The 26,946-nt window shown below is 56.3% G+C and carries 35 protein-coding genes and 1 pseudogene; 34 read left to right on the top strand and 2 right to left on the bottom strand.

What is annotated here, in order from left to right:
* The first annotated feature begins 23 nt into the window (after positions 1-23).
* The 6 genes and pseudogenes from PW844_RS20695 to PW844_RS20670 all read left to right on the top strand — a co-directional run bounded on the left by PW844_RS20695 (position 24) and on the right by PW844_RS20670 (position 4,009).
* Positions 24-788 (top strand): hypothetical protein, encoded by a 765-nt coding sequence (locus tag PW844_RS20695; RefSeq protein ID WP_299455885.1) that lies wholly within the window; start codon positions 24-26, stop codon positions 786-788.
* A gap of 56 nt (positions 789-844) precedes the next feature.
* A complete protein-coding gene (locus tag PW844_RS20690; protein ID WP_299455884.1) occupies positions 845-1,444 on the top strand; it encodes a hypothetical protein in 600 nt (199 codons plus the stop codon).
* A 65-nt stretch (positions 1,445-1,509) separates the two neighbouring features.
* Positions 1,510-1,851: a hypothetical protein gene (locus PW844_RS20685; RefSeq protein WP_299455883.1), complete on the top strand. Its 342-nt coding sequence runs from the start codon at positions 1,510-1,512 to the stop codon at positions 1,849-1,851.
* Positions 1,852-2,515: 664 nt separating this feature from the next.
* Complete coding sequence (locus tag PW844_RS20680; RefSeq protein WP_299455882.1) at positions 2,516-2,839, top strand: hypothetical protein; 324 nt, start codon at positions 2,516-2,518, stop codon at positions 2,837-2,839.
* A pseudogene (locus PW844_RS20675) lies at positions 2,836-3,687 on the top strand (DUF4942 domain-containing protein). Before PW844_RS20680 ends, PW844_RS20675 begins: the two are co-directional and overlap by 4 nt.
* A 10-nt stretch (positions 3,688-3,697) precedes the next feature.
* Positions 3,698-4,009: a DUF5983 family protein gene (locus PW844_RS20670; protein ID WP_299455880.1), complete on the top strand. Its 312-nt coding sequence runs from the start codon at positions 3,698-3,700 to the stop codon at positions 4,007-4,009.
* Positions 4,010-4,049: 40 nt separating this feature from the next.
* Here the strand turns inward: PW844_RS20670 and PW844_RS20665 are convergent, their stop codons facing one another.
* Positions 4,050-4,577: a lytic transglycosylase domain-containing protein gene (locus PW844_RS20665; RefSeq protein ID WP_299455878.1), complete on the bottom strand. Its 528-nt coding sequence runs from the start codon at positions 4,575-4,577 to the stop codon at positions 4,050-4,052.
* A gap of 794 nt (positions 4,578-5,371) precedes the next feature.
* On the opposite strand from PW844_RS20665, the gene PW844_RS20660 reads away from it, so the two are divergent.
* Complete coding sequence (locus PW844_RS20660; RefSeq protein WP_299455957.1) at positions 5,372-5,764, top strand: relaxosome protein TraM; 393 nt, start codon at positions 5,372-5,374, stop codon at positions 5,762-5,764.
* 525 nt (positions 5,765-6,289) lie between these two features.
* Here PW844_RS20660 and PW844_RS20655 read toward each other — a convergent pair.
* Entirely contained in the window at positions 6,290-6,910 is a 621-nt protein-coding gene (locus PW844_RS20655) for a hypothetical protein (RefSeq protein ID WP_299455876.1), read from the bottom strand.
* A gap of 209 nt (positions 6,911-7,119) precedes the next feature.
* Here PW844_RS20655 and PW844_RS20650 point away from each other — a divergent pair, with 209 nt between their 5' ends.
* The 27 genes from PW844_RS20650 to PW844_RS20520 form a co-directional block, all read left to right on the top strand.
* Entirely contained in the window at positions 7,120-7,515 is a 396-nt protein-coding gene (locus tag PW844_RS20650) for a conjugal transfer protein TraA (protein WP_299455874.1), read from the top strand.
* A gap of 7 nt (positions 7,516-7,522) precedes the next feature.
* Positions 7,523-7,825 carry a type IV conjugative transfer system protein TraL gene (gene traL, locus PW844_RS20645; RefSeq protein ID WP_299455872.1) on the top strand — a complete coding sequence of 101 codons (303 nt, stop codon included), beginning with the start codon at positions 7,523-7,525 and terminating at the stop codon, positions 7,823-7,825.
* Between the two features lie 51 nt (positions 7,826-7,876).
* Positions 7,877-8,479 carry a TraE/TraK family type IV conjugative transfer system protein gene (locus PW844_RS20640; protein ID WP_299455870.1) on the top strand — a complete coding sequence of 201 codons (603 nt, stop codon included), beginning with the start codon at positions 7,877-7,879 and terminating at the stop codon, positions 8,477-8,479.
* Positions 8,479-9,216: an F-type conjugal transfer protein TraK gene (gene traK / locus PW844_RS20635; RefSeq protein ID WP_299455868.1), complete on the top strand. Its 738-nt coding sequence runs from the start codon at positions 8,479-8,481 to the stop codon at positions 9,214-9,216. Before PW844_RS20640 ends, traK begins: the two co-directional genes overlap by 1 nt.
* Positions 9,213-10,565 (top strand): F-type conjugal transfer pilus assembly protein TraB, encoded by a 1,353-nt coding sequence (gene traB, locus PW844_RS20630; protein WP_299455866.1) that lies wholly within the window; start codon positions 9,213-9,215, stop codon positions 10,563-10,565. The genes traK and traB overlap by 4 nt, the downstream gene beginning before the upstream one ends.
* A gap of 12 nt (positions 10,566-10,577) precedes the next feature.
* Positions 10,578-11,090 (top strand): transcription/translation regulatory transformer protein RfaH, encoded by a 513-nt coding sequence (rfaH, locus tag PW844_RS20625; RefSeq protein WP_299455864.1) that lies wholly within the window; start codon positions 10,578-10,580, stop codon positions 11,088-11,090.
* Entirely contained in the window at positions 11,087-11,482 is a 396-nt protein-coding gene (locus PW844_RS20620; protein WP_299455862.1) for a hypothetical protein, read from the top strand. Before rfaH ends, PW844_RS20620 begins: the two co-directional genes overlap by 4 nt.
* 234 nt (positions 11,483-11,716) lie before the next feature.
* Positions 11,717-11,878 (top strand): hypothetical protein, encoded by a 162-nt coding sequence (locus PW844_RS20615; protein ID WP_299455860.1) that lies wholly within the window; start codon positions 11,717-11,719, stop codon positions 11,876-11,878.
* Between the two features lie 75 nt (positions 11,879-11,953).
* Complete coding sequence (locus tag PW844_RS20610) at positions 11,954-12,448, top strand: hypothetical protein (protein ID WP_299455858.1); 495 nt, start codon at positions 11,954-11,956, stop codon at positions 12,446-12,448.
* The gene (locus PW844_RS20605; protein ID WP_299455856.1) at positions 12,441-12,623 is read left to right on the top strand and encodes a hypothetical protein; all 183 of its coding nucleotides are present in this window, start codon (positions 12,441-12,443) and stop codon (positions 12,621-12,623) included. The genes PW844_RS20610 and PW844_RS20605 overlap by 8 nt, the downstream gene beginning before the upstream one ends.
* Positions 12,624-12,966: 343 nt before the next feature.
* Entirely contained in the window at positions 12,967-13,515 is a 549-nt protein-coding gene (traV, locus tag PW844_RS20600; protein WP_299455854.1) for a type IV conjugative transfer system lipoprotein TraV, read from the top strand.
* Between the two features lie 255 nt (positions 13,516-13,770).
* Complete coding sequence (gene traC, locus PW844_RS20595) at positions 13,771-16,416, top strand: type IV secretion system protein TraC (RefSeq protein ID WP_299455852.1); 2,646 nt, start codon at positions 13,771-13,773, stop codon at positions 16,414-16,416.
* Positions 16,417-16,431: 15 nt separating this feature from the next.
* Positions 16,432-16,878 (top strand): type-F conjugative transfer system protein TrbI, encoded by a 447-nt coding sequence (trbI, locus tag PW844_RS20590; RefSeq protein ID WP_299455850.1) that lies wholly within the window; start codon positions 16,432-16,434, stop codon positions 16,876-16,878.
* A complete protein-coding gene (traW, locus tag PW844_RS20585) occupies positions 16,875-17,495 on the top strand; it encodes a type-F conjugative transfer system protein TraW (protein ID WP_299455848.1) in 621 nt (206 codons plus the stop codon). Before trbI ends, traW begins: the two co-directional genes overlap by 4 nt.
* The gene (locus PW844_RS20580) at positions 17,492-17,782 is read left to right on the top strand and encodes a hypothetical protein (RefSeq protein ID WP_299455847.1); all 291 of its coding nucleotides are present in this window, start codon (positions 17,492-17,494) and stop codon (positions 17,780-17,782) included. The genes traW and PW844_RS20580 overlap by 4 nt, the downstream gene beginning before the upstream one ends.
* Complete coding sequence (locus tag PW844_RS20575) at positions 17,772-18,434, top strand: hypothetical protein (RefSeq protein ID WP_299455845.1); 663 nt, start codon at positions 17,772-17,774, stop codon at positions 18,432-18,434. The genes PW844_RS20580 and PW844_RS20575 overlap by 11 nt, the downstream gene beginning before the upstream one ends.
* A gap of 137 nt (positions 18,435-18,571) precedes the next feature.
* Positions 18,572-18,913, top strand: a complete 342-nt coding sequence (locus PW844_RS20570; RefSeq protein WP_299455843.1) for a hypothetical protein — start codon at positions 18,572-18,574, stop codon at positions 18,911-18,913.
* Positions 18,910-19,902: a conjugal transfer pilus assembly protein TraU gene (traU, locus tag PW844_RS20565; RefSeq protein ID WP_299455841.1), complete on the top strand. Its 993-nt coding sequence runs from the start codon at positions 18,910-18,912 to the stop codon at positions 19,900-19,902. Before PW844_RS20570 ends, traU begins: the two co-directional genes overlap by 4 nt.
* A 13-nt stretch (positions 19,903-19,915) precedes the next feature.
* Positions 19,916-20,545 carry a type-F conjugative transfer system pilin assembly protein TrbC gene (gene trbC / locus PW844_RS20560; protein WP_299455839.1) on the top strand — a complete coding sequence of 210 codons (630 nt, stop codon included), beginning with the start codon at positions 19,916-19,918 and terminating at the stop codon, positions 20,543-20,545.
* On the top strand, positions 20,542-22,395 hold the full coding sequence (traN, locus tag PW844_RS20555; RefSeq protein WP_299455838.1) for a type-F conjugative transfer system mating-pair stabilization protein TraN: 1,854 nt from the start codon (positions 20,542-20,544) through the stop codon (positions 22,393-22,395). The genes trbC and traN overlap by 4 nt, the downstream gene beginning before the upstream one ends.
* Positions 22,395-23,189: a type-F conjugative transfer system pilin assembly protein TraF gene (gene traF / locus PW844_RS20550; RefSeq protein WP_299455955.1), complete on the top strand. Its 795-nt coding sequence runs from the start codon at positions 22,395-22,397 to the stop codon at positions 23,187-23,189. Before traN ends, traF begins: the two co-directional genes overlap by 1 nt.
* 10 nt (positions 23,190-23,199) lie before the next feature.
* A complete protein-coding gene (locus PW844_RS20545) occupies positions 23,200-23,670 on the top strand; it encodes a hypothetical protein (RefSeq protein WP_299455837.1) in 471 nt (156 codons plus the stop codon).
* Complete coding sequence (locus PW844_RS20540) at positions 23,667-23,873, top strand: hypothetical protein (RefSeq protein ID WP_299455836.1); 207 nt, start codon at positions 23,667-23,669, stop codon at positions 23,871-23,873. Before PW844_RS20545 ends, PW844_RS20540 begins: the two co-directional genes overlap by 4 nt.
* Positions 23,870-24,496: an F-type conjugal transfer protein TrbB gene (gene trbB, locus PW844_RS20535; RefSeq protein ID WP_299455835.1), complete on the top strand. Its 627-nt coding sequence runs from the start codon at positions 23,870-23,872 to the stop codon at positions 24,494-24,496. Before PW844_RS20540 ends, trbB begins: the two co-directional genes overlap by 4 nt.
* Positions 24,497-24,532: 36 nt before the next feature.
* Positions 24,533-24,847, top strand: coding sequence for a hypothetical protein (locus tag PW844_RS20530; RefSeq protein ID WP_299455834.1), 315 nt, complete (start codon positions 24,533-24,535; stop codon positions 24,845-24,847).
* Positions 24,844-26,211: a conjugal transfer pilus assembly protein TraH gene (traH, locus tag PW844_RS20525; RefSeq protein WP_299455833.1), complete on the top strand. Its 1,368-nt coding sequence runs from the start codon at positions 24,844-24,846 to the stop codon at positions 26,209-26,211. Before PW844_RS20530 ends, traH begins: the two co-directional genes overlap by 4 nt.
* The coding region (locus PW844_RS20520) for a conjugal transfer protein TraG N-terminal domain-containing protein (RefSeq protein WP_299455832.1) at positions 26,204-26,946 on the top strand (743 nt) is incomplete at its 3' end. The genes traH and PW844_RS20520, both read left to right, overlap by 8 nt.

Below are 26,946 nucleotides of genomic sequence, written 5' to 3'. Positions count from 1 at the left end.
GCAACCGAATACAGGAGACCAGCATGAACACACAGAACGTCAACACCGCCGCTTCAGAATCTACCGAAACAGGGGTGAACAACCCTTCCATCACCTTTCTTTCCCGCAAAACCAGTGCGCTGATCCGTCTCGCAAAAAAGGAGGGGGATCTGATGACGTACCGTGCATTTGAGCGCCTCGGAATTGATTCGCGTGATTATAACGATGAAGTTTACGCCCCACAGGAAGCCGCCGACCTGGTGACAGAACTGGCAGACATGGGTGGGATCACCACGCCTGCTGTGTTTGAAATGGTCCGCTCCGTGGAGTCTCTGGCACAGGGTATGAAGCTGTCATATCTGTGGGATGAGGAATACCCGGAGAAACTGCCGGAGCTGGCCGTGTTTCAGGCTGCATCAGCAGAAAAGAAAGCACGGACTCTCAGGAGCATGAAAACCCTCGCCCCGGCGTTTGCTGACATGCCGGAAATACCGGGCCTCAGTCAGGCACTGCGTAATGATCTGGCCTATCTGGCCGTACTCAGCACGAGGCGGATGGACAAGATGGAACGTGAGGAGGTGTTGTTCGGCACGATTCTGAATATGGCAGAGGGGATCAGCAATACCGTCACGGACTGGACCCGCCCACGTCCTGTGGTGCCGCTTTCATCGCTGGCGGCCTGGAACCGGGCCGGGCAACTTGTTATGAACCTGCTCGGTGAAACCGGTGAAGCCGTCTGGATGCAGGGATGCGCTCACCTGACGATGTTACTCCAGGCAGGGTATGCCATGTACGTAGCTGATATCTGATTACGTATCCGGCACTCAGGCTGCCGGATCGTCTGAATTTAATGAAGGAATACACGATGAATACACATAACTGTCTGAGTACGGAACATTCGCGGAACTCAGCACCGGGCATGGCTTTAACGTTACCGCTGGTCACCCAGGCCGATATTACCCGTGTGATGGGGCCTTTCTGCCATATCGTGCTCGATAACGGCGATGAAGCGTTTTACATCAACGGTCACTATATCGACGGGGCTGATGCTGCCAGCAGGGAGCCTTCCCTGCTGGGTCATGCACAGCGTACAGCACGGGCATGGGGGCAGTCACTTCGCTGTATGTCGTTGCCCGTCCCGGATGACAGGGAATGGAGCTGGAGTGATATTACCGAGCAACTGGCTCGCAGTGCCGTCACCCGCGAATTACGCGGCGCTGTCGTTGCTACCGGTTGTGTGACTGCGCAGGGCCGTGGGGTGCATTTCTGCAACGATCCCCTGTTGAGTGGTATCAACTGCAACCTGTGGTTTCCGGTTGGAGACGGTGAGGAGTGGTTTTCGGCGATTGAACGAATTCTGGTAATGAACGGTGTGGCAGAAAACCTTGTCAGGCTTGTTCCACTCCAGGACTGTCGTGAATACACCGACTGGAACGTTATCTATAACCGGAAGGTTATCGACTGACGATACAGGGCAGGGGAAACAACCCCTGCCAATGATTGAATACATCAGCACAGGGGGAGCACCTGATGGTTACGGATGATATTCCGGTAGCGGTAAGTCAGTACCAGACTGACATACCCGTGTTTCGTGATCTGGAAGGATTGTGCGGACAGGACAACGACATTCTGCCCTTTGATGCAGGCAGTCAGGGAAGCATCAGTGCTGCTGCAACAGCCCTGACAGCATTCGCACATTGTACCGGTCTGGCCAACGACAACGAGCCAGCCGATACGATTATCACTGATTTACTGGCCGACCTGATGCATCTGTGTGATCAAACAGGTCTGCCGTTTGAAGGCATTTTATGCACGGCCAGAATGCACCATGAGGATGAAAAAATGAATGAATATGGCAGCGGTGCCAGCTGAGGGTGCGCTAAAACAGCAGGCCCTGCGGGCCGGGGGAATGCCGGTGCTGACGCACCGGCTCTCTCCCTCCGCCTGTCTCTGAATCGGTTCCTCTGCGGCTGCTTTCTCCCTGTATGTCTCTTATCCCTGCTGTATATCCTGCATCTCCGGTTGGTCTTCCGGGTAATCACAAACAACAGCCGGAACATGGCCACCTGCGGCTCCCCGGCGGTGCCGGGTCGTCAGCCCCGCTCCGCTAACCGGCGCAGCCGGTAAGCTCCACCGGACCACGCGTGGCGTGTTCCGGGCCTCCCGGCCAGGGTCTGATGGCAACAGACCAGGTCAACCCCTGCAACCGGCTGTCGCCGGTGCCTTCACCGGGCGCGCCGCGCCCTTTAATGCCGCCACGCCGTTCCGTCGTGTCGGGTGTGTTCCTGCTCGTCTCTCCCCGTTGTGCAGCCTGTCCCGGTGAGCTCCCCGCGGAGGGCTGTTCGTAGCACCGTCAGCCATCTGCCCGCAAGGGTGCGCTTCGCCGTTCCTCGCCCGTTCGCACTCGCCTGTGGCTCGCTTGCGCTGCGGCCTGCGGTGACGCCCGTGCGTTCAGCCGTCAGCCGTTGCTCCTTTGCCCTTCGCCGCGAGGAACTCACCGAAACAGGGTTAAAGCAACCGAATACAGGAGACCAGCATGAACACACAGAACGTCAACACCGCCGCTTCAGAATCTACCGAAACACGGGGTGAAGGACAGAAACACATAAACCTTACGCGCGCGCAGTTTGCCGATCTCTGCGATTACCTGGTGGCAAATGGGACGTTCGCGGGGCCGGGTGGGCTGTACTGGCGGGACTGCAACGTACTGGATGCCATTGCAGAACCGACCGACGAACCAGAGGCCCGCATGGTATACACCTGGAAAGGATGGCCGGTTGCCCTGTACGAATTTGACATCGGTTATACCCTCATTTCCGCCGCACTGAATGCCTCTCTGAACATGGATAAAGCACAATGAAGACCAGTACGCAGATCGAACCATTCACCCCGGGCCTGCATGGCTCAACGGGTATGATCCCATCCGCGCCTGTCGAACAGATTCTGGCGCAACGTTCGAAGGGGCTGGAGAAATTCGCTCAGGGGATGGCGCTACTGGCGCAGGCCCGTCGTCACCTCACGGCGGCAGCGGGAGAGGAATCGCTGTATGGCTTCACGCAGTGCGTGACGGATGCCTTACCGAATGACACTCATACGGAAAAAAATGCCGCTGCTATCCGTCGTCTGGCAGACCGAAAAATCTGGGATCGCCTGATGAGCGAAACGGGCATGTACACCTTTATGAGCAGCAAACAGCGGGAAGAATGGGACCGTCAGTTAAACAGCAATGAGGTGCCGGAAATTACCCTCGATAACGTGCTGGCAACGTTCCGGGAACTGAACGAACAGAAAGAAAATACCTTTGAAACCGGTGTGATTGACGTGTTCCGCAGCCTGTCGTGGGATTATAAAACTAACCATCCCTGCCGCCTCGGAAAGAAAATTATCATCAATAACTTTATCCGGTTATGGGGAAAAAGTTCTTATTCCCTTACACAGAGCGGACAGCAAAAACTCGATGACCTGGCGCGGCCATTTTATGTTATGGACAATAAGCCGGTCCCGGATTTTCGTCTGTCAGAGGGGGTTCTGTTTAGTGACTTTTTTAACCGGAATGTACAGGACCAAATATTTTAATCTGAGTATTACAGTGTGCGGTGGTTTAAAAAAGGAACGGCCCATATTGTATTTAAACGCATGGAGCTGGTAGAGAGAATAAATGATATGGTGGCAAAACACTATCCCGGTATGCTGCCGCCGAAGGTCTGAAGAGTAATATATGGATCCTGAAATTTTTAAAGCGCTGGTCTGCTCAACGTCCTGTATTACCCGGAAGGATGGCGATATATTAACGTCGATTGCGGAGGCACTGAAGGAAAGTCAGGGAACCCTCTGGGTAATCGATTTAGATTATGGCTGGATGGTTCGTCCTGGCCTGCTGGAAGCGCCTTATTATGAAATGAGGTGTGCAGGTTTGTCAGAAAGTACGCTGAGATTGATGACGGAGGGGGTTCGTGAATTCGGCGCGGAGTCTGTGATATTTGATCGCGACGGATGTGTGCCTGATGACTGGCCGGTTTATGACTGGTAAGTTGAAAAATAAAAAGACCGGCATGGCCGGTCTTTTTATTTTATGGTGACTGATTTGTCTTTTCATCCATTTCTTTTTTAGTCGTCTTCTCTACTCCTGATTCAGTCATTTTATCGTAGACGATATTCCTTGCCAGAAGAACCCGGTAAATGTTCTTCACGTCCTGTGCGTAAGCGCGTCTGCGGGTAACCAGCTCAGGGCTGGCACCGGTATTATACATACCCACACTGTCCCAGTTTTTACCGTAGGCGCGGAAGTTATGCGCAAGTACCCAGGCACCCGTGTAAATGCAGATACACGGGTCTTTCATAAGACGATCTCGCGTAATATCAAACTTCCGCAGCGCAGGGAAATGAATGCTGTTTACCTGCATCCCGCAGACATCCTCGGTTTTATTCCGGTTTTTATTATTTACTGCATCCATTTTCAGACGCGACTCCTTAATCGATATCGCCGTGAGCAACAGCGGATCTATACCGTAGTCATGCCCGGCTTTTGTGAAACACATTTCCGGCGCAGCCTGCGCGCTGAATATCACGGCAAAGCCTGCAAAGGCAAACCATTTCATAAAATTAATCTCATCATAACGCGCAGGATGCGCTGAGGGCGTCTGCGTGAAAAATACCCCCTCAGATCATCCTGTGCAAGATAATTCGTTACAGACGCGCACGTGGCGCTCTGCGCTGACCAGCGAAGATAGTTGCGGGTTATTTAAATTCACGGGAAGGAGGCTATTTCACAAGCCGCTTTTGGGTTATAGATTTCATCACACCCCACGCAAGATTTCATCTTGCAGTTTTTTGTTTTTAAAACATGACGTTACTTGTATTTATTTGCCGCATCTGCCTTGTATCAGAAGAAAGGTGTGTTAATTAACACACTTTACAGTGCCGGATTGTGTGTCAATGCAGTGCCGGATTGTGTGCTGATACAGTGCCTGATTGTGTGTTAATCCGGCACTGCAAACGGCACTGTATGGTGTGTTAATTGTGGCTATGTATTTAAATCAGTGTGTTATGCATGATTTTTGCGTCAGTAGTGCCGGATTAACACACATAAAAACGGGTTACAGTGCCGGATTAACACACATAAAAACGGGGTGCAGTGCCGGATTAACACACATAAAAACGGGTTACAGTGCCGGATTAACACACATATAAACCGCGTGCAGTGCCGGATTAACACACCCCGGAAAATTAATACACAGTGCCGGATTGACACACAGTGACTCCTGACAGAATAATAAAAAAAGCAACATGGTGATTTTACGTATTCCGCAGGCTGTCCCGGAAGTAAAAAAAACAGAAATATTCATCAGTCACTGTGCAGGTAATACCCTGTTCAGGCAGTAAGGATAATGGCATGGCCAGAAGAAATATTTACTTTAAAGAGAAAACTGAAAGGGAAGTTCAGGACCTGGTGCAAATTGAGATACAGAATGGCGCGACGCACGGCGATGTGAACTTCTCTTCCGTGGTCAATGAACTGGTCGGTATCGGACTGATGGTTAAAAAACACCAGGGTGAAGGGAATAAATTTGACCTTGATGGTTTTAACCGGGATTTAATTCGCAAGGTGTCAGGGAGTCGTGAGGGTATCAGCATCATGATGGCGATGCTTTCTGAAATGTATCTGCGCATGCGGGGTGAGGATGTGGAAAGCGGGCTGGAGGGAATTATTGACAGTAACCTGTCAGGAATGCATGCCGCAGAGGATAAGGCAGAAACTAAACATTTCCTCTCTGAGGAGCAGTAACCTGCACTCGGAAATTTACGGGCGTGGCTGTTTCCGTGGCAGTTTTTTTATTATTCCTGTTCAGGTTCATAAATCCTGTCATCACTCTTCTCCCGTAATCTCTGATGGTTCTGCTGCTGCCAGAGGAAAGAGACACCCAAAAAACCATAAGCCTCTTAATAAGAGGCTATTCCTGTCAGTCTGTTATGACAGCGCTCACGATGTCCACCGGGGTCTTCAGACACTCCGGGGATTTCGTTATATTTCAGACAGGTGTTATTCCACCGTGAATTTTCACACTCACCGAGAACACGGAGTGAAAGTATTTTACCTCCTGCATCAGGGGTGAATTAATCACTGACGTGAGGTGGATGATTTTACCTGTGTAAGGGGCGCGGTCTGGCGAATGATAATCATGAATTCAGGAAGGGGTGCAAAGGGATGGTCAGACTCAGATGAGCATTTTTTTTGCGATGATACCAGTGTTTTTTTCCGGCCCGGTAAAATATGAAAACCGGGCATCCTGCCCGGTCTGAATTCTGTCTGTCAGGACTGTTTTTTCTCATCCTCCGGCTTTTGCGTCAGCGGATTTTCGGCTGCAGCGACTTTCTCCGAAATAAATTCATCAAAAAGAATGGCGAGCTCACGCAGGCGGTGAACTTCCTCACTTTCAGGCAACTGCTGCTCCGTGAAGTAATTCAGCGAACCCAGCAGACGCTCCATAATCTCCTGATTGACGCTGCGCTGATTAAACCGTGCGCTGATGTCCATATCGCGGCGTAAATTAACCGGAAAGCTGCTGCTGAATGCCCGGTTTTTTCCAGGGACAAATGTTTTTTTGTTCGCATCATCATTATTTTCCTGCCCGGCGTACTCCTGCCGGATAATTTCGAGTTTTTCCTGCAGGAACTCATCAAATAATCGAGCCAGAGCGACCAGACGCTGCCCCTGTCCGGTTTTAATCACCGGCCTGCGCGGCGTAAAACGCATTGAGGCCACGAGGCGGCTGATGATTTCGTCATTGGTGGTGTACCGGCGGACGCGCGCTGCCACGCGCAGTTCCATCAGCAGATTTTCCGGCAGCCACAGCTTGCGGTACTGCATCTCCCCCTGTGCATATTTACGCGGACGTCCACGCCCGTCGCCCAGCTTCTCTTTGACTTTCATTGTTTTTGTACCTCCCTGCGAGGCATGCCCTGAGTTAGCACAAAGCCTACAGCCCTCTCTTCCGGGAATAATCCTAAAAATTATCAATTACCTCTTAAAAATGTGACATGCATCACAGATTTTTTTTTTTTGAGAAAATGTAGACTTACGGTGCGTTACGTCTGTTTACGCGCAATGACGTTCCCTTAACTCAATCCGAGGATTTTTTTATGAAAGTTGTCTCAGGCAAACCTGCTCTGGCGGGGGCGGGGGCTGCGGAAGCCTGCCCGGTCTCCCGGGGCCGGTCAATGTCCGGCTTCATCGGTACGCTTAAACGCAGTGCCGGCTCTCTGTACCGTCACCGCGTTAATCTGACGCTGATTGGTCTGGCACTCCTCTGCTTCGCGCTGCCGCACCTGGTTCGCGCCGAGGACATGCTGGCAAGTCAGAAACAGGACGCGCAGGATACGTTTGGTCACGGCAGTACGCTGGAGTGGGGGTTTTATATCGGTGAAGTCCTGCTGTCTATCTACCTCTACATTAAATCCCGTAACCCGATGGTGTTTGTCGGTGGCCTTGTGTTCCTTGTCGTTGTAACCCGCACCCTCTTCGCCATCGCCGGTTAACCCTGTCATGGACAGGGAAACCCTTCAGTACCAGTTCCCGGAAACCCTCAATCTGCAGAAACGCGTGCTCGGACTCCCGCCTGAGGAGGCCTTTGTCATCGTTGCGTGCGCCGGTATCGGCCTGCTCTGCGACATCTTCATCGTGATGCTGATTGTGGCGGGCGCGCTCTGGCTGTTAATCCGCTACCTCAAGAAGGGGCAGGGCACCTGGTGGCTCATGAACCTTCTTTACTGGTATCTGCCAACCGCGCTGCTCCGGCTGCAGTTCCGGCGGGTGCCCGACTCAGGCAACCGGCACTGGATGCAGTAACCCGCGCGCCACCTCCGGGTGGCGCTTATTTCCGACAGGAGGAAGCAACATATGAAGTATCAGGTCAGGGAGGGGCGTAACCGTGTAACGGTCATGGCGCTGACGGGACTGGGGTCTCTTCTGGCCCTCAGCGTCGCCGCGAACTGCATCACTGGTGCGCTCGCGTGGCACTTTGCCCGAACGCAGAAAACCGTCACCACCCCGATGATGTTTGACAGGCCGTTCACCTCCGATTCCGCCTCCGGAGATGCCGCCCTCAACGCCATGCTGGTGCGCGCGTTTATCAATCTCCGCCTTTCCGTCACGCCCGAGACCGTGGACAGCCAGTACGCCGCCCTGCTGCGCTTTGTTCCGCCGGAGAACCGTGACGCCATGAAAAAACAGCTTGCCGCCGAAGCTGAATATATCAAAAAGAACGGCGTTTCTTCCGTGTTCCAGATTGACGATGAAATCACCGACACCACCACCGGTGACATCATCGCCCAGGGAACACTGAGCGCCAGCACCTCCAACGGCAAACTGAAGCTCACGCTTCCGGACGCCAACAAAGCCTACCGGCTCAGCCTGCACTACGTGGACGGACTTATCCGCCTTACGGCCTTCCCCGAAGTGCCCTGGACAAACCTGCATGCCTCCCGCAACAGGACTCAATAATGAAGAAAACCGTTTCCACGCTGGCCGTCACTGCGGCACTCGCACTGATACCCGCCGCTGCATCGGCTGCGGTGCCCGGCCCGGCCGGTACCGTGTTTGAAAACAACGCGCACCTGAAGGCGCAGATGAGCAACACCAGCCCGAATAAAATCGTGATTGACGGTGAGCTCATTACCGGTGTCACCGGTCCGGAGGGAGCCTATACCAAAGACAACACTGCAGACGGCGCACTGCTTATCACCCCGCTGACCGGACAGGACTTCACCGTCTTTCTGGAAACCGCAGGCGGGGTGAGCGTATCACTCGATGTGTCCCCGAAACCCGGGAGTGGCCGCACACTTGAGCTTATCCCGGCGGATGCGCCACGGAAGCCGAATCCTGATGCGAAAGCCTGGGAAGAAAGCCAGCCGTTCCAGAAGACGCTGGTCAGTGTCGCCCGCACCGTGATTAACGGCGGCGTACCGGACAGTTATACCGACATGAAGGCAACCCGCGGGCCGCTCTATAACCCGCCTGCCGGCGTGCAGCTGACGCCGGAGCGCCAGCTTGCTGGCTCGCACCTGCGGGTGATGCGCTACCGCATGAAAAACACCGGTTATGTCACCCGCACCCTGAGCGAAAAGCAGTTCTGGCAGAAAGGCGTGCGGGCGGTGATGCTCTCCACGCGCACCCTGTATGCGAACGGCGAAGGGTACGTGTGGGTGATTTTCTCCACGGATGACGAGGGGGGCGCATGAGCAACATCAACACCCTGACGCGTCGTCGTCAGTGGATAATCGCGGGTGCGGCTGCCGCGGTCATGCTGGCCACGGGAGGCGGTATCTGGGCGTATGTGCACCATCAGAACGAAATCAGCCATCCGGTAAAAAAAGCTGCACCGGACCTGACCGGCGGCCTGGTGAATAAATCCTTCACCGATGAGCTGGCCACCTCTGCGCTTCAGCAGCAGCAGAACAAAACGGCCGGTCTGGAAAAAGACTTCGCCACTCTCACGGGCACCCTGAAAACGCAGAACGACGAGCTGAAGCAGCAGCTGGGCACGATGGCGGATGCCATTTCCCGGTTGCAGCAACAGCAGGCGCAGGAGAATAAGGCACCGGCGGGTCCCGCGCAGAATGCCCCGCCCGCTACCGCGCCGGTTAACGGCCCCGTGGCGACCGGTCCGGCAGGCCCGGCGCAGTGGCGCGTTTCCGGAGGTCCGCCAGCAGAGCAGGGCAGCCGGTTCTACCCCGGCACCGGGTCGGTACGGCAGGGAGGGCTGCAGCGTGACACCTTCACCTATGCCTCGCTGGCCGCGAAAAAAACGACGCTGCCCTGGATACCGTCAGGCTCATTCTCTGAAGCCGTCATGATTGAGGGCGCGGATGCCAACGCCAGCGTGACCGGTCAGCAGAATACCTCCCCGGTGGTCATCACCCTGATGGGTGACGTCTCGATGCCCAACGGCAGAACCTACAATCTCGACCAGTGCCGCGTGACCGGGGAAATCTACGGGGATATTTCCAGCGAGCGCGGTGATGTCCGCACGAAGAATATCAGCTGCATCCTGAAGAACGGCAAGCATATCGACATGCCATTTGAGGGCCATGTGTCCTATCAGGGTAAGCAGGGTATTCGCGGCAAGCCGGTGATGCGCAACGGCGACATCATTTTCAACGCCGGTGCAGCGGGTCTGCTGTCCGGATTTGGTGAGGGCATAAAGTCGGCCGCAACGCCGTCCGTGGGCCTGGGTGCCACGGCCTCTGTCAGTGGCGCAGACATCTTCAAGCAGGGCATTGGTGGCGGGGCCAGTAAAGCCGCTGACACGCTGAGTCAGTACTGGATTAAGCGCGCTGAACAGTATCACCCGGTGATTGATATCGGGGCCGGTAACGCCGTGACGGTGGTGTTCCAGCAGGGCTTCCAGCTGAAAACCATCGAAGACGATGCCGCAGAGAAAGCCCTGAAAGAAGCCCCGCAGGCTGCCGTGCAGAAAGTAGCTGCCGTCACCCGTTCAGACAGCGGCGGTTCAGGCGCTCCCGTCCTGAATCCGGACGAAGTTCTGCGTCAGGCAAGCCAGCTTCACCTCGGCGACACCATCAACTGACAGGAGACCTGAATGGAAAACTGGTATGTGGCACAGACGAAGTACGCGCAGGAAAAACGGGCGCAGCAGCAGCTGCAGAGTCAGGGAGTAGCCTGTCTGCTCCCTGTCTTCTCTGAGGTCAGGTTGCAGAATGGTCGCGTCCGCCGCATCGCTGAGCAGCCACTGTTCCCGAACTACATTTTTGTCCGTTTCGACCCGGAGGTGGTACACACCACGGCCATCAAAGCCACGCGCGGTATCTCATCGCTCATTAGTTTCGGTGGTCTGCCCTCCGTGGTACCGGACAGTGTGATAACCCGTTTGAATAAGGGCTGGGAGAGTGCGCCGCTGGAAACGGCTGCGCCGCAGCACGGTGACCGGGTGGTTATCCGGGATGGTGTTTTCGAAGGACTCGAAGCCATCTGGTATGAGCCGGACGGGATGAAGCGGGCGATGCTGCTACTGACCCTGATGAACCGACAGGTTCGCGTCCCGGTGAACAGTCACATGCGCTTTCATATCACCGCGCGGGAGGCTGCCGCATGAACCGGGTGAGGGTCAGCAACTTCATCGGGAAAGACAATTTTTTTGTTCTGGTCACGGCACTGCTGATGGTGACTAACGAAGCCATACTGGGGCTGCTGGTACACACCGGAAATATGCCGTGGGGGTTGGGTGAGTGGCCACTCTGGCGGATGTCCCTGCTGGCAGCAGTGGGAGTCGTAGTAGCCAGCTGGGCGACGACTGAATGGTGCTCCTGGGTGGTTCCGGCCTTGCTGATTTTCGCCTGGCTGGTACTTCTGGTCTGGTACGGGTGTTTTGCATTCTGGTACTGGCAGATCCCCGTCATGGACATGAGAGACCTGAGCCTGCCGCCTTTATTAGGGATGGCCATGACGGGATTTGCCGTTGTTATGTACGGGGTGAATAAGGTATGAGAGGGAGAACAGAAGAAAGTCTCGCGGTGAAGTTGTTACCGGTGATAGTGATGGCGTTACTTTCAGGCCTGAATGCAGCGACTGTAGCCTGCCTTAAGCTCAGAGGATTTAATCCTGAGGGCATCAGCTGGCCGGTATGGCGTTTTTCGCTGCCTGTTTCGGCGACTGATTTTTTATGCCTGGGCACAGTCGAGTGACCGAAAAAATGCGCTTTATACCGATCAGCACTGGATTATGCCTGCGTTGCTTGTGCTGGGATGGCTGCTGACTCCACTGGTTTATATCGGTCAGGCGTTATGGTTCTGGGAGTTGCCGGAACTGGCGTCCGGGTATCTGTTCACAGGTCCGCTGGCTGGCTTCGGGATGGCACTCCTCTGGGCAGCCTTTAACCGGTAATGAAACACACAGAGCTGTACACCGGCCCGATGGGAATATAACCGGGCCGGTACTGAATATTTCCGGCTTAATAAGATGAATGAAGGGGCTGAAGCCATTAACAGAAATCAGAATCCGGCTGCCCGTCAGCGGTGGGCGCAGCACAGCCGGCTGCAACGCATGTCGGCCGAATGGTCAGCAGGCTATCCGCCGTATATGGGGAGTCTGACGGTATGGTTCGTCACGGCATGTTTATCGGCGATGGCGGTGACCGGGCTCTTTACCGGCAGACCGGTGCTTTACGTTGCGACAGCCGGTTTTGTCCTGCTGTCACTCATCCTGCTGATACGGCGGGTGGGCAGACCGCATTCCTGGCCGGATATTACCGCTCAGGAACTGACAACGTACTGCCCCGCTGACGCAGTGGCGTTCCGGGAACTGCAGTGCAGTGTGGCGGAAACCGGGCATCTCACGGCCCGCGTGCTGTCAGACTGGCTGGCAAAAGAGCGGAGTACGCTCACCCGGCGTGAATACGCGTTTACATCACGTCAGGTCAGAAAGGATGAAACAGGAGATATCCCGAATGAATAACCACACCCGTCGTGAGCAGCTTATCCGGTTATGTGCCCTGCGCGTCCGTTACCGGCAAGCCTGGCAGTCGAAAGCAGGTGCCTGTCAGCTGGCGGCACTGCTGACGGAGACGGAGCATCAGCAGAAGAGGCTCGCGGAAGCGGGCAAAGCACAGGAGAAACCCGGTGTAATGTAAATCCGTCTGATCTCCGGGGCGTTATTCATGTTATCCCGTGGGTAATGATCTGTATTGCCGCGTGATTTTTCCTGTGAAGATAAAGCGGCCACGCCTAAAAGGATGCAGGCGATGCCACGAAGGATCTTGAGCTCAAGCTTTATGTCTCGATGCTCTGAAACGTCATGACCGGTCTCAGCTTTCTTTATTAACTGCCCCGAACTCACCTTCAGTTACTGACGTTGTAGCGCACCGATGCGCTCCCCCGGCCCTGTGTTTGCCTTCAGCCGGAATCCGCAATTTTCACTGTTTTTCAATCATCAATACACCCATGAGCGGTACTACCGCCAATGAGGACACCACTATGCAGAAACTTTTTGCGTGTGCATTGCTGTGCGCAGCGCTTACCGGCTGCGCCGGTATGAACTCGGACTTCGACTGTAATAAAACCGCCACCGACCAGTGCCTGTCGATGTCTGATGCCAGCCACCTTGCGTCAAAACATCAGAGTCTGGATGACCTGAACGCAAAAAAGGAATCAGGCCCAAAGCCTGCGGCTGAGGCACTGGCAACGCCCGGCAACGTGAAGCCCGCCGTTAACCCGTACCGGCCCGTCAGTGTGGCCACGCTGGCACCTCGTCCGGTGTCCGGTCAGCCGGTCAGCCCCGGTAGTGTGAACTCTGCCATCGTTCCTGTGCGCACCACGGCAGTATCCGCCGGCAGTATTACCCCGGCGAATTACAGCGGACCCGGGCAGGTTGATGCGCACCGTATCCCTGACGCCACACAGCGCCTGTGGATTGCGCCCTGGGTGGATGAGCAGGACAGCTTCCATCAGCCTGCGGTCGTGGAGTTCGTGAAACAGAAATCCCGCTGGGACGAAGACTTTCGGGTCATAAGCGAGGGCGAATAATGGTGCCGATCATCCTTAACGGATACCAGGCGACACGATTACGCCTGTCACAGCCGGGTACCGGACGACTGGCACTGATGATGCAGCGTATGCCGCCGTCATGTGCTTCAGCCGCAGCGCTGCATTTTCACAGGAGCAGGTCTCCTTCTGGCGTTACCGGACATGCATACATTTATGGCGACAATCCCGGAGCCGGGAAATCGCGGTTGATGATCGATGTGATGCGGACGTTCATGGACAAACGGAGAGATAAATATGATTGGTAACGTCATCGATCATCTGGCCGGTATCCTCAGCAGCAGCCGTGATGAAGGGGGCGCAAAAACGGCCTCAAAGATGCTGCGGGAAAGTTTCAGTCAGCCCTCAATTACCAGCCTGCTCCCTTACCGAGAGTACGATGAAAAGTCGGATCTGTTTATCAACGGCCGGTCGGTCGGTTTCATTATGGAGGTGGCACCGCTCGCCGGGGCGAATCAGCAGGTGGTGCAGGCGCTGGACGACCTGCTGCGCAAGAAGCTTCCGCGCAAAACACCGGTCACCGTACTGATGGTAGCCAGCAAGTGCGTAGGCGATATGCTGGAGAACGGGCTGAGCCGCGACATGTGGAAAGGCGACATGGCACCGCGCCTTAACGCCATCACCAAAGCCTACTGGGAGCGTTCGGCGCTGAAGGGGCTCGTCAATAACCGCGAGTATCCGCTCTATCTGCGTAATTACCGGGTGTTTCTGGTGTATGCCCATCCGGGAACCGGTGGCCTGCGCGTCATGGATGAAGTGGTGCAGGTGCGTGAAACCCTGCGCGTATCCATGATGGCTGCGCACATGGATACCCGCCGCGTGGGGGCTGCTGAGTTCCTGACGGTGATCCGCGAGCAGCTCAACTACCGTCCCGGCCAGGTCAGTGCCGGTTCTGAGCACTGGAATCCTGAGCAGGAGCTGCATCGACAGTGCGTGGATCACAGTACGGAGATGGAGGTGCACCCGGGGTTCCTTCGTCTGACCACGGCACGCCAAACAGGTGACCGGCTGACGGGTGATGAAAGCGATAACGCCGTTGCGAGCACGCGCGTGGTGAATATGCAGCTGACAAAGGTGCCGAAACAGTTTGCCCTCTGGCAGGCGGCGGATAACCTCCAGAACATGCGCTTTCCGGACCTCGGCATTCCCTGTCCGTTCCTGCTGAGCTGGACCATCTGCGTGGAGGATCAGGTCAGCAGCCAGAACGAGGCGTTCCGTAAGGAACAGGATATGGGCAAAAAGGCTAATTCCTCCTACGGCAAACTATTCCCCAACACGCAGCGCACCTACGAGGAGTGGCGTGACCTGCGCATGGGGTTGTCCAGTAACGAAATCGCCATGTGCAGCTTCAGCATGAACCTGACCCTGTTCTGCCCGGATGATGACAGCCAACAGCAGGCCTGCGAACTCGCCGCCATCAACGTGTTCCGCAAAAATGACCTGGAGATGTCCGCGCCGCGTTATCAGCAGCTGCGTAACTGGCTCACCACGTTCCCGTTCCTGATGCAGGAGGGGCTGTGGGACGACATGAAGCACATGAATGCGACCCTGCGCTGTAAGAGCTTCAATGCCGTGAACCTGATGCCGGTGGTTGCCGAACGCCAGATGGCACCTTCAGGCAGTCCGCTGCCGACCTACCGCAACGCGCTGGCCTTTTTTGACATGTTCAGCGAGAGCAACGGGGCGACCAACTTCAACATTGCGGTGACCGGCACGACGGGGGCCGGAAAGAGCTTCTTTATCCAGGAAATCCTGCGTCAGGTGCTGAATTCCGGCGGCTTCGGCTGGGTTATCGACATGGGGGGCAGTTACCGCAACTTCTGTAAGCAGGCGGGCGGGGCCTACCTTGACGGTGCCACACTACGCTTTAACCCCTTTGCGAACGTGCGTGACATAAAGGAATCCGCCGAGGGCATTCAGGGGCTGCTGACCGTGCTGGCGAGTCCCAACGAACCGCTGGATAAGGTCAGTGAAACCATACTGCTCAAGGGCGTTGTCGCCGCGTGGGAGGCGAAACAGAACCGGGCGCGTATCGACGATGTCGTGCTGTACATGAAGTCGGGAGAGGTCCGGCAGGAATATGGCAACCAGCCGACCATCATGAACCGTATCAACGAGCTCGTGCTGCTGCTGGACCGCTGGTGCACCTGGGGGGCGAACGGCGATTACTTCAACTCGGACAAACCCACACTGGACGGCGACACCCGCTTCGCCGTGCTGGAGCTGCTGAGTCTGGAAAACCAGCCGCATCTGCTGTCCGCCATCCTTTATTCGCTCATTCTGGCGATACAGGAAAAGATGTACCACTCGCCGCGCAGCCTGAAGAAGGTGGCCATCATTGACGAAGCCTGGCGGCTTTTCAGCGGCTCAAACCCGCATGCGGCGCGCTTTATCGAAACCGGCTACCGCACGGTGCGCCGCCATCGCGGGGCGTTCATCACCATCACTCAGGGCATCAAGGACTTCACCGGTACCAAAGACCATGCAGCACCGCCTGTGGCTGCGGCTGCATGGGACTGTTCCGGGACCAAAGTCACGCTGCTGCAGGATGCAAAGGCCTTTAAAACGTATCTCAATGCCAACCCGGATCAGTTCAGCGAAATGGAAACGCAGGTTATCCGCGGTTTCCAGCCCGCACGCGATACGGGATTCAGTTCGGTGATGATTTCCAGCGGGGAATACAGCTCGTTTCACCGTGTGTTCGTGGACCCGGTCACGCGCGCGATGTTCAGCACCCGCGGGGAGGACTATCAGTACATGAGTGATGCGCAGGAGGCCGGGGCGACCAGCGAGGAGGCCGCTTATCTGCTGGCCTGCGAACCGTATATGTATCAGGCCGAAATGCGCGAACTTGAACAGTGGGCCGGACTCGCGAGCGCCTAATCAGAGGAAACAGCGATGCAGGAAGAATACAGTCAGCCCGCAGAGGCGGGCAGTGAATCAACGGATCCAGCTGATATCAGCGTTCCCGGAAGAATACACACGAAGCCGTCTTTTCTGCACAGCCGGTGGTTATGCGCCGGTGTGGCGGGGCTGCTGATGGCGGTAATCAGCGCCGGAGTCAGTGTGCTGGTTGTGCAGTCATCTCAGCGGGACACCGTGGTCTTTGACATGAAGGGGACCATTGACGCTTTTAAGCAGCAGACCGCACAGACGGCCCTGTCCAGGGAGGCGGCGGACACCCTGACGCAGCGGTTCAGCACGGCGCTGAACAGCAGCCTCAGCGGGTGGCAGGAGAAACACGACAGCGTCATTATGGTGAAGGGGGCCGTGGTCTCCGGGGGAACGGACATCACGCCGGTGATCCAGGCGGATATTGCCCGCCAGATGCAGGGGGCACCGTGAAGATCCGGCTGGCAGCGTTGCTGCTTATGGTCGTGATCACCCTGCCTGCTGGCGCAAAAGAACTTGGCACCATCGGCCACCTTTTCCCCATCGCGGAACCTGACCTGCTGACTTTTATTGGTCAGCGTCTGCAGGGCATGAAAGAGAGCGGGGAAATGGACCGGATACAGCGTGAAGCCGAAGCCCGGGTGAAAGCGCATGCCGTGCGTCCGGAACCGGTGGCAGGACTGACGCCGGCAGTGAAGGACAGAACATTCCGCTATGACCCGACGTTTACCGTGCAGGAAACCATCCGGAACATGCAGGGGAACGTGATTGCCCGCGCGGGCGACAGGGTGAACCCGCTGGATAAGGTGCCGTACAGCGAGACGCTGTACTTCATCGACGGAGATAACCCTGTACAGATGCGCTGGGTTAAGCAGCAGCTGGCCGGGCAGCAGAACTTCAAGGTCATTCTGGTGAAAGGCAACATCCGTGACAGCAGTCTGGCACTGGATGAGCCGGTGTACTTCGACCAGTACGGCACGTTAACAACAAAATTCGGCTTTGAGCACACGCCGGTACGCATCACGCGCGATGACCGCTGGCTTAAGGTGGAGGAGGTGGCACTGAAATGAGTCACAACACACGGGAACAGAGCGCACCCGAAAAAGTAAAACGCCATGCTGCGACCGTGCGTATGGATGACAGTGACAAAAGTGGTCTGCGTACCATGACGGAAGAGCATCCGCTGTACACCGAGTCGGTCATCATTCGTGCGGCGCTGCAGGCCTTTCTGGTCTATGACGGTGCGGTCAGAACGGCCATCGTACTGGCATCACTGAATGATAAAGACGTGGGTGATGTCATGCGGCGTCATGGCATGGGGGGGTTGATGAAGCCGGGAGGAACGTATGCAGACTGACCTTGTGCCCCGTCTCATACAGGACTGGCAGAAGTCTGATGAACTGCCTGTGCAACAAAAGGATGTTCCGGTGCAGACCTCGCCGGTTGTGTGCCGTGCGGAAATCGGTCTGTCACCCGACAGCATCAGGGCATTGGGTAACCTGGCGGATCATCTGCCTGCCGCCGGGATGTTTCTGCTGTTGATGACGATGTCCATTGTTCTCATCCGTGTGGGGCGCATCTGTGTGGCCATGCTTGCAAATAAACCGGGCGCGATGAGCGTAAGGTATGGCACTCCGGTTTCCGCGCCAGCCACTTTCGGCAGCCGGGAAATGGCTGAACGGGTGGCGGAGCACGAAACCACCGCATACTGGCAGCATCTGCTGGACGTGTTCAGTACAGCGCTGGAAGATGAAGGCTACACATTGCACACAGATGAACGTGCAGAGGTGTCACCGCCCCTGTCTGTACGAGTGCGCGTGGGCCGGGAACTGGCAGGAGCACGTCAGTACTATCTTGCCCCTCTGACGGAGCAGTATGAACTGATGGACGAAAGGTTGCGCGAGGATGCTGATAAGCATTTTCTTCTCAGGGCGGATACCTGCCAGCGCGGTGTGAGGGCCGCTGGCTGGTATGTCGTCAGGAGGGATGATCTCTCTGTTCCACACTGAACTGCATTCTGTCCACGTTGCGCAGGCTGTTCGTTCCTCGCACAGCTGCGGTACGCCTCAGCCTGCACCCCGCAGGCAGTTCTGATTACTCCTTTCTGATACGGCAGCACAGCTGCCACCATGACGGAATTCCTTTCATGACACATCAAGCTGACATAACGGCTCAGCCGGTCGTGCGCGATCGCTGGGGTGGCTGGACACATCCTGATTTTTTTATCCCTGCAGACGATCGCGAATACCCGTTACCGGGTGAGTTTGAGACCTGGCTGAAGGCGCATAACCTCAAGGCCGCAACCACGTGGATGGATAATGAAGTACCGGAAGAACAGATGGCGCGGTTCTGGGAAACCGGTAACTGCAGCGAATGGCTCCCTTCCGGGCCCGCAGGCGAGGCCTGGTTTACAGGCAGTATTCACGATACGGACGACGGCCCGGTATGCATCTGGTTGTGCCCGTTCAGGGAGGGGGCAGCGACATGAAACGTTATGTCCTGATGCTCTGTCTGCTTCTGGGTGTGCTGATGGTAAAACCGGAGAGTGCTTTCGCGGATAACGCCGGTGACGGCCGCTGGGTGAATCCCATTACTGACGTCTGCTGGAAGTGTCTGTTTCCTATGACGCTGGGGAGTATTCAGCTGGCATCCGGTAAAAATCCGGACACGTCAAACCCGTCTTCTCCGCTTCAGTTATGCCCTGTCGGCATACTGTACCGGCTGGGCCTGGCTATCGGATTCTGGGAACCGATGGCGATGACGGACGTCACCCGAGAACCCGGCGTCATGGTGAATATGGGAGGCTTCAAAATCGACCTCGGGCGGACCGGAACCGGACGGGGCGGACAGAGTGACTCCCCTTCGCCCGGCAGTTTCTATCATGTGCACTGGTACAAGTACCCGCTGATCTTCTGGCTGAACATCATCACCAGTGTGGGCTGTATGCAGACCGGGGATATGGATATCGCTTACCTGTCTGAGGTTGATCCACTGTGGAATGACAGCACGCTGTCCATGATTATCAACCCGGAGGTATCCCTGTTCAGCAGCCCGCTGGCACAGGGGGCGTGTGCAGCAGATTCGCTGGCAGCAGCAGCGGGCATGCCGCTGGACCCACTGTTCTGGTGTGCCGGTGCGCAGGGCTCGATGTATCCCTTTACGGGCTATACCAGCAACGAGTTTTCACCCCTTGAAGCGTCGATCCTGGTCAGTGAACGCATGGCGTTCAAGCTGCATCGTGAGGGACTGGTCATGGAGTCAGTCGGTGCCGATAACGCCGTCTGTTTTGAATACCCGTCACCGATTATTCCCAAATCCAGATGGCGCTACCAGATGGTGAACATGTATCCGGAGCCGGGTGACTGTCATCCCTTCGGTTCCACGACACAGCTCTGGGGCTCCACTCATAACTCGCCCACAACCAAAAAGAATTTCGGCTACCTCATGTGGCGAAAACGTAACTGCGTTTTCCTGTAAAGAAGGACTCACCATGAATACCCCACTGATCACGGCGCTGACGTTCAGCGCCGCACTGCTGTGCACGCTCAGTGTCCGTGCCGCTGAGCAGCCCACTGTGTCTGGCGATGACATGGCGTACATGAAGCAGCAGCAACGCGATCTGGCACTGTTCAAAAGTCAGCTGCAGGGCATGAATATTACGCTGCCGGATGCCCAGCAGGGGCGGGTGGCACAGATGCAGAATGAAATTTCCGCCTCGCAGGCACAGGATAACAGTGCGTCCCGCACCACGCCGAAGGCCGTCTATTTTGTGAGTCTGAGCATTCCGGAGGAAGGGCTGCTGCCGATGCTCCAGGATGCCCGGCATTTTGGTATTCCCGCCACGCTGCGCGGGCTGCTGGATAACGATTTCAGGAAAACGGCTTCGGCTATTTTTGAACTGTCGAAAAAAGATAAACAGGCCGGGGTGCAGATAGATCCGACTCTATATGAGCAGTACGGCATTAAGGCAGTTCCGGCACTGGTTGTGACCTGCGGGAACCGATTTGATGTTCTCTACGGCAGCCTGCCGGTGAAACAGGCGCTGGAAGAAGTGAAGCAGCGGGGAGACTGCGCCACGACGGCGGTGCAGATCCTGAAGGACGCGGAGGGAGGCCGATGAAACGTTATTTCCCGCTTATTTTTCTGCTGATGGCCGGGTGGGGGCCGACTGCTTTTGCTGATGCCGTCAGTGATGCATTCAGTGCAGGCTCCAGCTATGCCAGCAGTAATAAAGGACAGGGGACGTCCACGGCCTCCGGGACTGACCCGTCGTCACTGATCCCCGGTTATACTGCCAGCCCCTCGCAGAGTGGTTATTACGGTGGCGTTCAGGGCAGTGACAGCGATATCGCGGGCAAGGGGCAGACTGCGCTCAGCCAGAGCGAGGCCGGGCAGGCTATCAGCGATTCCAGTACAAAAAACCCGGCTGTCACCATCGATCCCACGGCGGATTTTATTCAGAACGGCAAAAACGCCGAGGCCAACAGCGGCAGTATCACAGACGGCACGAATACCCAGTGCAGTGCCACAACGGTCTCAAAATCGGTGTTCGAGAACTACAGCTGTGACCGCGACGTGAACCAGGTACAGACGTGTGCCCGGACAGCTACCCCGACGCTGAGCTATTCAACAGAGACGCATGACTCAACCATCACCTTCACACTGACTAACGGGACCAGCAACGGTACGGTTGTGACCTATCAGGTAGTGGCCACATCGTCAGGAGTGATTTCGGCGGGCACGGTGAGCTATACCCAGCCGGCTAACCCGACCAACCATTCCGGCTGGGCGGCGATTATTTCGGGTTTTGGGCAGACGGCGACGCTTTACCGTAACAACTCGGCCCCCTTTAACGTTACGCCCCAGACGATAAATAAAGGTGACACGCTGACCTTTACCGTCGGCTCAAATGCCACCGGCCACGTCGGGGACTTTGTCGCGGGGATAGCAACGGCAACCCAGGCAGGAACAGAAGTGATCACGCTGACGTTTCCTATACAGGAGACGGTAACGACGGCAACGCCCGGCATCAGCTGGAGCTCATCGTGTGGGTTTGATCAGAGTACGGCGATTGCCTCAGACGGCAGTGTCTGTACGGAGGAAGGCGGTACCCGGACCGTGACCGGGACTGACGGCCAGTCTTATCAGGTCAGCAGCGACTGCTGGCAGTATTCGGATGCTTACATCGTCCCGGTCAGTTCCACAGGCAATTGCAGCACGCTGATCGCCGACAGAAACTGCACCCTCTCCGCACGAAGCTGCTCAGAAGCCGAGGGCAGTACCTGCCTGCATGAAGCGGATACTTATCAGTGTCAGACATCCTACAGTTCCGAAGGACTGCTGTGCGGAGGACAGTATTTCTGTCAGGGGGGAGACTGCAGCGAAACAGACGGTGCGGGAGACAGCGGCTTTGATACCGCCGTAGCGAAACTCGCCGGCCTCGCGTCAGCGGGCGAAGATGTCAAAAACGATCAGATTAACGTCAAAGCCTTTACCGGCCAGGCCATCTACTGCCGCAAGGCGATGGCGGGTTTCAATAACTGTTGTGTGGACAGTGGCTGGGGTAACAGCGTGGGCCTTGCAAACTGCAGCAGCGATGAGAAAGCACTCGGTGTTGCCCGTGAGAAGAAAGTGACCGTCTACGTCGGTGAGGCCTGCAATATTTCGGTGATGGGTGTCTGCGTGCAGAAAAAGCAGGCCTATTGCGTCTTTCAGGGCAAGCTCGCGCGGATCATTCAGGAACAGGGGCGTCGTGACCAGCTGCACGTGAGTTTCGGCAGCGGTGACACGCCTGACTGCCGGGGCATCACGGTGCCGGAACTTCAGGCGATCAACTTTGACCTGATTAACTTTCAGGATTTTTACAGTGACCTGATAGCCAACCAGAAAATTCCGGATTCATCCACGATGGTCCAGCAGGTGAAAGACCGGATTGCCGCTCAGGTTGCTGCCCAGACGGGAGGTAAATGATGAAAAGACTGCTTACCGCCTGCGTGCTCATGACCTGTATTAGCCCGGCATTTGCCGATGAGACCCCGGCTGCTGATGCCGTGATCACACCAGCTGACCCCTTTACCGGCTGGCACTGGTACAACGAGCCGAAGAAAAAGTCGGAACCGCCGGCACCTAAGCCCGCCGCGCCGGTGGTACCGGACTTCAGTCAGCTTTCCCCTGAGAAGCAGGCAGAGGTGCTGAAAGGCTATACAAAGCAGGCGCTGGATCGGGCGATTTTGTATCCCTCGGCGGAAAATACGGCAACCTTCCTGCGCTGGCAGAAGTTCTGGACTGACCGCGCCTCGATGTTCAGCCAGTCGTTTGCCGTGGCACAACTGGACCACCCGGATCTCGATTACAACCTGGAGCATCCGCACTACAACAGCACGGCACCGCTGCAGCAGGCGCGCGATCAGGATAAGGAAACACAGGCTATCAGCGAGCTGGCCAGCCAGTACGGTCTTTTCTACTTCTATCGCGGCAGCGACCCGATTGATGCACAAATGGCCGGTGTGGTCGCCGATTTTGCGCGGCTGAAGCACATCTCACTGATACCGGTCAGCGTGGACGGCACGGTTTCTCCGCAGGTACCGGACAGCCGCCGTGATGAGGGGCAGAGTGCACGAATGGGGATCAGCCACTTCCCGGCGCTTTTCCTGGTCGATCCCGCATCGCGAAATTACCGTCCTCTGGCCTATGGCTTCATGACCCAGGATGACCTGGCAAAGCGTTTCCTTAACGTGGCCACCGGCTTTAAACCTAACTTCTGAGGTAATACAGATGTATTCAATTTCTCCTGCCTGGCGGGTGTGGTTACGCACCGCTTTTCAGGTGCGGGATCTCCTGTTGCAGACCTTCGTTATCCATCCTGCGTTGTTATTCTTTGTGCTGTTTCTGCTGTTGTCGCATCACGCTGGCAGCAGTGGAGAGATGCTGCTCAGGCAGGCAGAGAATCTGGTACGTGATGCGCCGGACGGTCAGGTGTGGGACTGCCGGACACCCACAGCAGAGGGCGGAACCACCCGTCAGGATCTGTCCCTGCCGCCGCATGCAGTGACACCCGATAACATCCGGGTGACACCTGCACCTGCGGTTGCACCCTGTGTGAACGTCGTCGTAAGGCGTGAGGACTGGGTCTCGGGCATGAACAGCGTGCTGTCGTCACTTTACCTATGCGGCGTGATCTTTTCAGTGATAGCGAGCCTGGCGATACGGGGTATCCGCCGCCGGGCTCAAAGAGGTAATTCATGACCAGACTTCCCTTTATCGCCATACTGTTTATGGCGGGCATTCTGCTTAACTGTCTGCGACAGCTGATAAATTACTCGCCGGTGCTGACCCATGAGGTGCTGGTAACCAGCGCGGTGGCCTGTTTTGCGGGAGCCGCGCTGACGCTGGTTGCGGACATTATTTCTTACCGGCGCGCGCGCCGCCGTGGGGAGGTGAAGTCGTGAAGATAAATCATCTTCTTTCGCTTCTGATGCTCCTCACCCCTCTGGCTGCGCAGGCAACGGTGGCTGATGAGATTGCCGCTATCGAGCAGGTTAAGGCAGCAAAAGGGGTCCAGCTGCCCCAGCTCGGTTTGCCGGGTACGACACCGGCCCGCCTTTCACCGCCGAAAGCGCCGCGTTTCATGACACTGACGGACGGGCGCACGGTAAACCTGAATGATTATGCCATTGTGGTATTTATGCAGCGCAGCTGTCCCCACAGCGCGAAATTCGATCCACTGCTCAGGGAATGGACGGATAAGGAAGGAATCAAAGCGTATCCCTATACCCTCGACGGTTATGGCGATGTCTCTTTCCCGGTGGCACTCATCCCCCGTAAGTCTGGCCCGAATGAACCCATCGCCGGCGAAATTCTGACGTTCTTCGGAAACGGCCTGCCCATTGCCACGCCGACTACTTTCCTGGTGAACGTGAACAGCAACATGGCTTATCCGCTCTATCAGGGTGAAACAGATATGAACACGCTGAGCCAGCGGGTAGGTCAGATGATTGAGGCCGATATTGATCACCTCGCCCCGGATACCCTGGGTCCTGTCCCGACCAGCGGCGAGGCAACGCCGCAATAACCCACCGGCGACGGCTGTCGCCTTTCGGAAAAAAACATGTACGAGACCCCTTTAACCTTCTCCCGGTTCGAGTCGGCGCTGCTGCTCGTCTGTGTGTCACTCCTGGCTGCAGCAGGGCTTTACGCCTGGCTGGTCTGTGACCTGCTTAACCGCACGATAGAACTGGCGATGGGTGGCCCGGATGGGCAGCTGATGAACGGCATGCGGGCCTTCCCGTTGCTGTTTCTTCTCTCTCTGGCCGGAGGTTTTGCCTGCGGCGCTCTGGTCAGCATCACGCTGCGCCGGCATGGATTTATGGAAACCCCTGAACCGATGAAACGACATAAAACATTCCCGGAGGCGATGAAATGAGATTCCGGCAGCTATTACTTTCAGCCATTACAGCCCTGGTTATCAGCAGTCCGGCGCTGGCTGATGTCCAGGGAGACCTGAACGGATTTTTTGGCAGCCTCGGCTTTGACGGTAACGTCTCAAAGGCACAGGCCTGGCAGGGGCAGGCAGCCGGTTATTTTACCGGCGGTTCGGTCTATCTGCGCACGCCGGTCAAGCAGGTGCAGCTGATCTCGATGCAGGTGCCCTCCCTTAACGCAGGCTGTGGGGGGATCGATGCGTATCTGGGGGCGTTTTCGTTCATCAACGGTGATGAACTTCAGCGCTTTGTGAAGCAGATCATGAGCAACGCAGCGGGTTACGCTTTTGACCTTGCCCTGCAGACGATGGTGCCGGAACTCAAGCAGGCAAAAGACTTCCTGCAAAAGCTGGCGTCTGACGTTAACTCCGCCAACATGAGTTCGTGCCAGGCGGCCCAGGGGATCATCGGCGGCCTTTGGCCGGTCTCTCAGGTATCGAACCAGAAAATCTGTCAGGACATTGCCGGTGAAGACAATATCTTTTCGGACTGGGCGGCTTCACGACAGGGCTGCACGGTGGGAGGGCAGGGTGACAGCGTGACCGGCAGGGCCTCTGATAATGAAAAAGATCAGGTGCTGAAAAACAAAAACCTTATCTGGGACGCGCTGGGTCGCAACCACTTGTTCGACGGTAACCGGCAACTGAAGGAGCTGGTCATGAGTGTGGTCGGCTCCATCATTTTTAACAAAGAAGGACAGGTCACCATCCTTTCACCGCTTGTTGATAACCGCGACATCATCACCGTACTGATGCGCGGTGGCAGCGCCAAAATCTATGGCTGCGACGAACCGGATCTCTGTCTCGGCCCGACCGTCGAAGACGTCACCGTCAGCAGCGACGTGGCACTGGTCACGCAGGTGCGCAATCTGATGATCTCGATTGATAACAAACTCAGTTCGGATACCGGCCTGTCAGATCAGGAGAAGGGCTTTATCAATACCACGTCGGTGCCGGTCATGAAGTACCTGACCAACTCGCGCAGCATGGGGATGAGCCCTACTTATCTTATCCAGGTGGCAGACTTCATCGCGCAGGACATGATGATGCAGTACCTGCAGGAGCTGGTTAAACAGGCCAGTGAGTCGCTGGCGGGCAAGAACTTCCCGGAACAGGCCGCCGGTGAACTGCGCAATAACGTTGCCAGCGCACAGTCTCTGCTGGCGCAGATGAAACTGCAGTCCACCGCAGACCAGAATGCACTGGACGGGATTGACCGCAACATGCAGTACCTGCAGCAGCAGGTATCCACCATTATTTCAACGTCCTATCAGGGCAATTACCAGTGGGGAACAGGCAATGACTGAAGTCTGGACCATTTATGGCGGAGACATGTGGCGGCAGACGTTTAACGGCGTGGTCACCATTATTGGCTCGGATACGTTCAGCACGCTGAGGCGGATTGTAGGGCTGTTTGGCGTGCTCGGCGTGATGGCCAGTTTCATCAAGTCGCGCAACCCGATGGTGTTTGTGCACTGGTTAGCGCTCTTTTTTGTCATCACATCGGTGCTGCTGGTACCGAAACGCAGCGTGCAGATTATTGATATCACGGACCCGGCAGGGATTTACGAGGTCGATAACGTCCCGGCGGGGCTGGCAATGATTGCCGGGCTGACGACGGGCGGCGGTTTCGGGGTGGCACAGCTATATGACTATGCGCTGGCGCGCCCGGATTCGCTGACCTACACGAAATCGGGGATGCTTTTTGGTTCACAGGTTGTCGCGCAGTCATCGGATTTCCGGACACAGAACCCGCAGCTGGCGCAGATGATGACCGACTACGTGGAAAACTGCGTGGTGGGCGATATCCTGCTGAATAACAAGTATACCGTGTCGCAGCTGCTGAACAGCACAGACCCGCTGTCGCTTATTACCAGTAATCCGAGTCCGCTGCGCGGTCTGTACCAGGATGCCGGTGGCGGTCGTCAGTTCATCACCTGCCAGCAGGCGGCGGCAGTCATTCAGAATCTTATCGGTGCGGATATCAGTATCGGTGGTACCACCTGGCACGCGCTGGCGACGCGCCTGTTTGGCAGCCGTAT

Origin of the sequence: Pantoea sp., assembly GCF_028283705.1 — a bacterium.
Lineage (GTDB): Bacteria > Pseudomonadota > Gammaproteobacteria > Enterobacterales > Enterobacteriaceae > Pantoea.
This window is presented reverse-complemented; position numbering and strand designations above follow the sequence as displayed.

Excerpts from the sequence above, each read along its gene's own strand:
- trbC (WP_299455839.1), top strand. The coding sequence starts at position 19,916 with ATGAATACCCCACTGATCACGGCGCTGACGTTCAGCGCCGCACTGCTG.
- PW844_RS20545 (WP_299455837.1), top strand. The coding sequence starts at position 23,200 with ATGTATTCAATTTCTCCTGCCTGGCGGGTGTGGTTACGCACCGCTTTT.
- trbI (WP_299455850.1), top strand. The coding sequence starts at position 16,432 with ATGCAGGAAGAATACAGTCAGCCCGCAGAGGCGGGCAGTGAATCAACG.
- traF (WP_299455955.1), top strand. The coding sequence starts at position 22,395 with ATGAAAAGACTGCTTACCGCCTGCGTGCTCATGACCTGTATTAGCCCG.
- PW844_RS20540 (WP_299455836.1), top strand. The coding sequence starts at position 23,667 with ATGACCAGACTTCCCTTTATCGCCATACTGTTTATGGCGGGCATTCTG.
- rfaH (WP_299455864.1), top strand. The coding sequence starts at position 10,578 with ATGGAAAACTGGTATGTGGCACAGACGAAGTACGCGCAGGAAAAACGG.
- PW844_RS20605 (WP_299455856.1), top strand. The coding sequence starts at position 12,441 with ATGAATAACCACACCCGTCGTGAGCAGCTTATCCGGTTATGTGCCCTG.
- PW844_RS20660 (WP_299455957.1), top strand. The coding sequence starts at position 5,372 with ATGGCCAGAAGAAATATTTACTTTAAAGAGAAAACTGAAAGGGAAGTT.
- PW844_RS20530 (WP_299455834.1), top strand. The coding sequence starts at position 24,533 with ATGTACGAGACCCCTTTAACCTTCTCCCGGTTCGAGTCGGCGCTGCTG.
- PW844_RS20570 (WP_299455843.1), top strand. The coding sequence starts at position 18,572 with ATGACACATCAAGCTGACATAACGGCTCAGCCGGTCGTGCGCGATCGC.
- PW844_RS20655 (WP_299455876.1), bottom strand. The coding sequence starts at position 6,910 with ATGAAAGTCAAAGAGAAGCTGGGCGACGGGCGTGGACGTCCGCGTAAA.
- PW844_RS20575 (WP_299455845.1), top strand. The coding sequence starts at position 17,772 with ATGCAGACTGACCTTGTGCCCCGTCTCATACAGGACTGGCAGAAGTCT.
- traL (WP_299455872.1), top strand. The coding sequence starts at position 7,523 with ATGGACAGGGAAACCCTTCAGTACCAGTTCCCGGAAACCCTCAATCTG.
- PW844_RS20670 (WP_299455880.1), top strand. The coding sequence starts at position 3,698 with ATGGATCCTGAAATTTTTAAAGCGCTGGTCTGCTCAACGTCCTGTATT.
- PW844_RS20580 (WP_299455847.1), top strand. The coding sequence starts at position 17,492 with ATGAGTCACAACACACGGGAACAGAGCGCACCCGAAAAAGTAAAACGC.
- PW844_RS20610 (WP_299455858.1), top strand. The coding sequence starts at position 11,954 with ATGAATGAAGGGGCTGAAGCCATTAACAGAAATCAGAATCCGGCTGCC.
- traB (WP_299455866.1), top strand. The coding sequence starts at position 9,213 with ATGAGCAACATCAACACCCTGACGCGTCGTCGTCAGTGGATAATCGCG.
- PW844_RS20695 (WP_299455885.1), top strand. The coding sequence starts at position 24 with ATGAACACACAGAACGTCAACACCGCCGCTTCAGAATCTACCGAAACA.
- PW844_RS20620 (WP_299455862.1), top strand. The coding sequence starts at position 11,087 with ATGAACCGGGTGAGGGTCAGCAACTTCATCGGGAAAGACAATTTTTTT.
- traV (WP_299455854.1), top strand. The coding sequence starts at position 12,967 with ATGCAGAAACTTTTTGCGTGTGCATTGCTGTGCGCAGCGCTTACCGGC.
- PW844_RS20685 (WP_299455883.1), top strand. The coding sequence starts at position 1,510 with ATGGTTACGGATGATATTCCGGTAGCGGTAAGTCAGTACCAGACTGAC.
- traC (WP_299455852.1), top strand. The coding sequence starts at position 13,771 with ATGATTGGTAACGTCATCGATCATCTGGCCGGTATCCTCAGCAGCAGC.
- traU (WP_299455841.1), top strand. The coding sequence starts at position 18,910 with ATGAAACGTTATGTCCTGATGCTCTGTCTGCTTCTGGGTGTGCTGATG.
- traH (WP_299455833.1), top strand. The coding sequence starts at position 24,844 with ATGAGATTCCGGCAGCTATTACTTTCAGCCATTACAGCCCTGGTTATC.
- traN (WP_299455838.1), top strand. The coding sequence starts at position 20,542 with ATGAAACGTTATTTCCCGCTTATTTTTCTGCTGATGGCCGGGTGGGGG.
- PW844_RS20680 (WP_299455882.1), top strand. The coding sequence starts at position 2,516 with ATGAACACACAGAACGTCAACACCGCCGCTTCAGAATCTACCGAAACA.
- PW844_RS20665 (WP_299455878.1), bottom strand. The coding sequence starts at position 4,577 with ATGAAATGGTTTGCCTTTGCAGGCTTTGCCGTGATATTCAGCGCGCAG.
- PW844_RS20690 (WP_299455884.1), top strand. The coding sequence starts at position 845 with ATGAATACACATAACTGTCTGAGTACGGAACATTCGCGGAACTCAGCA.
- PW844_RS20650 (WP_299455874.1), top strand. The coding sequence starts at position 7,120 with ATGAAAGTTGTCTCAGGCAAACCTGCTCTGGCGGGGGCGGGGGCTGCG.
- PW844_RS20615 (WP_299455860.1), top strand. The coding sequence starts at position 11,717 with ATGCCTGCGTTGCTTGTGCTGGGATGGCTGCTGACTCCACTGGTTTAT.
- PW844_RS20640 (WP_299455870.1), top strand. The coding sequence starts at position 7,877 with ATGAAGTATCAGGTCAGGGAGGGGCGTAACCGTGTAACGGTCATGGCG.
- traK (WP_299455868.1), top strand. The coding sequence starts at position 8,479 with ATGAAGAAAACCGTTTCCACGCTGGCCGTCACTGCGGCACTCGCACTG.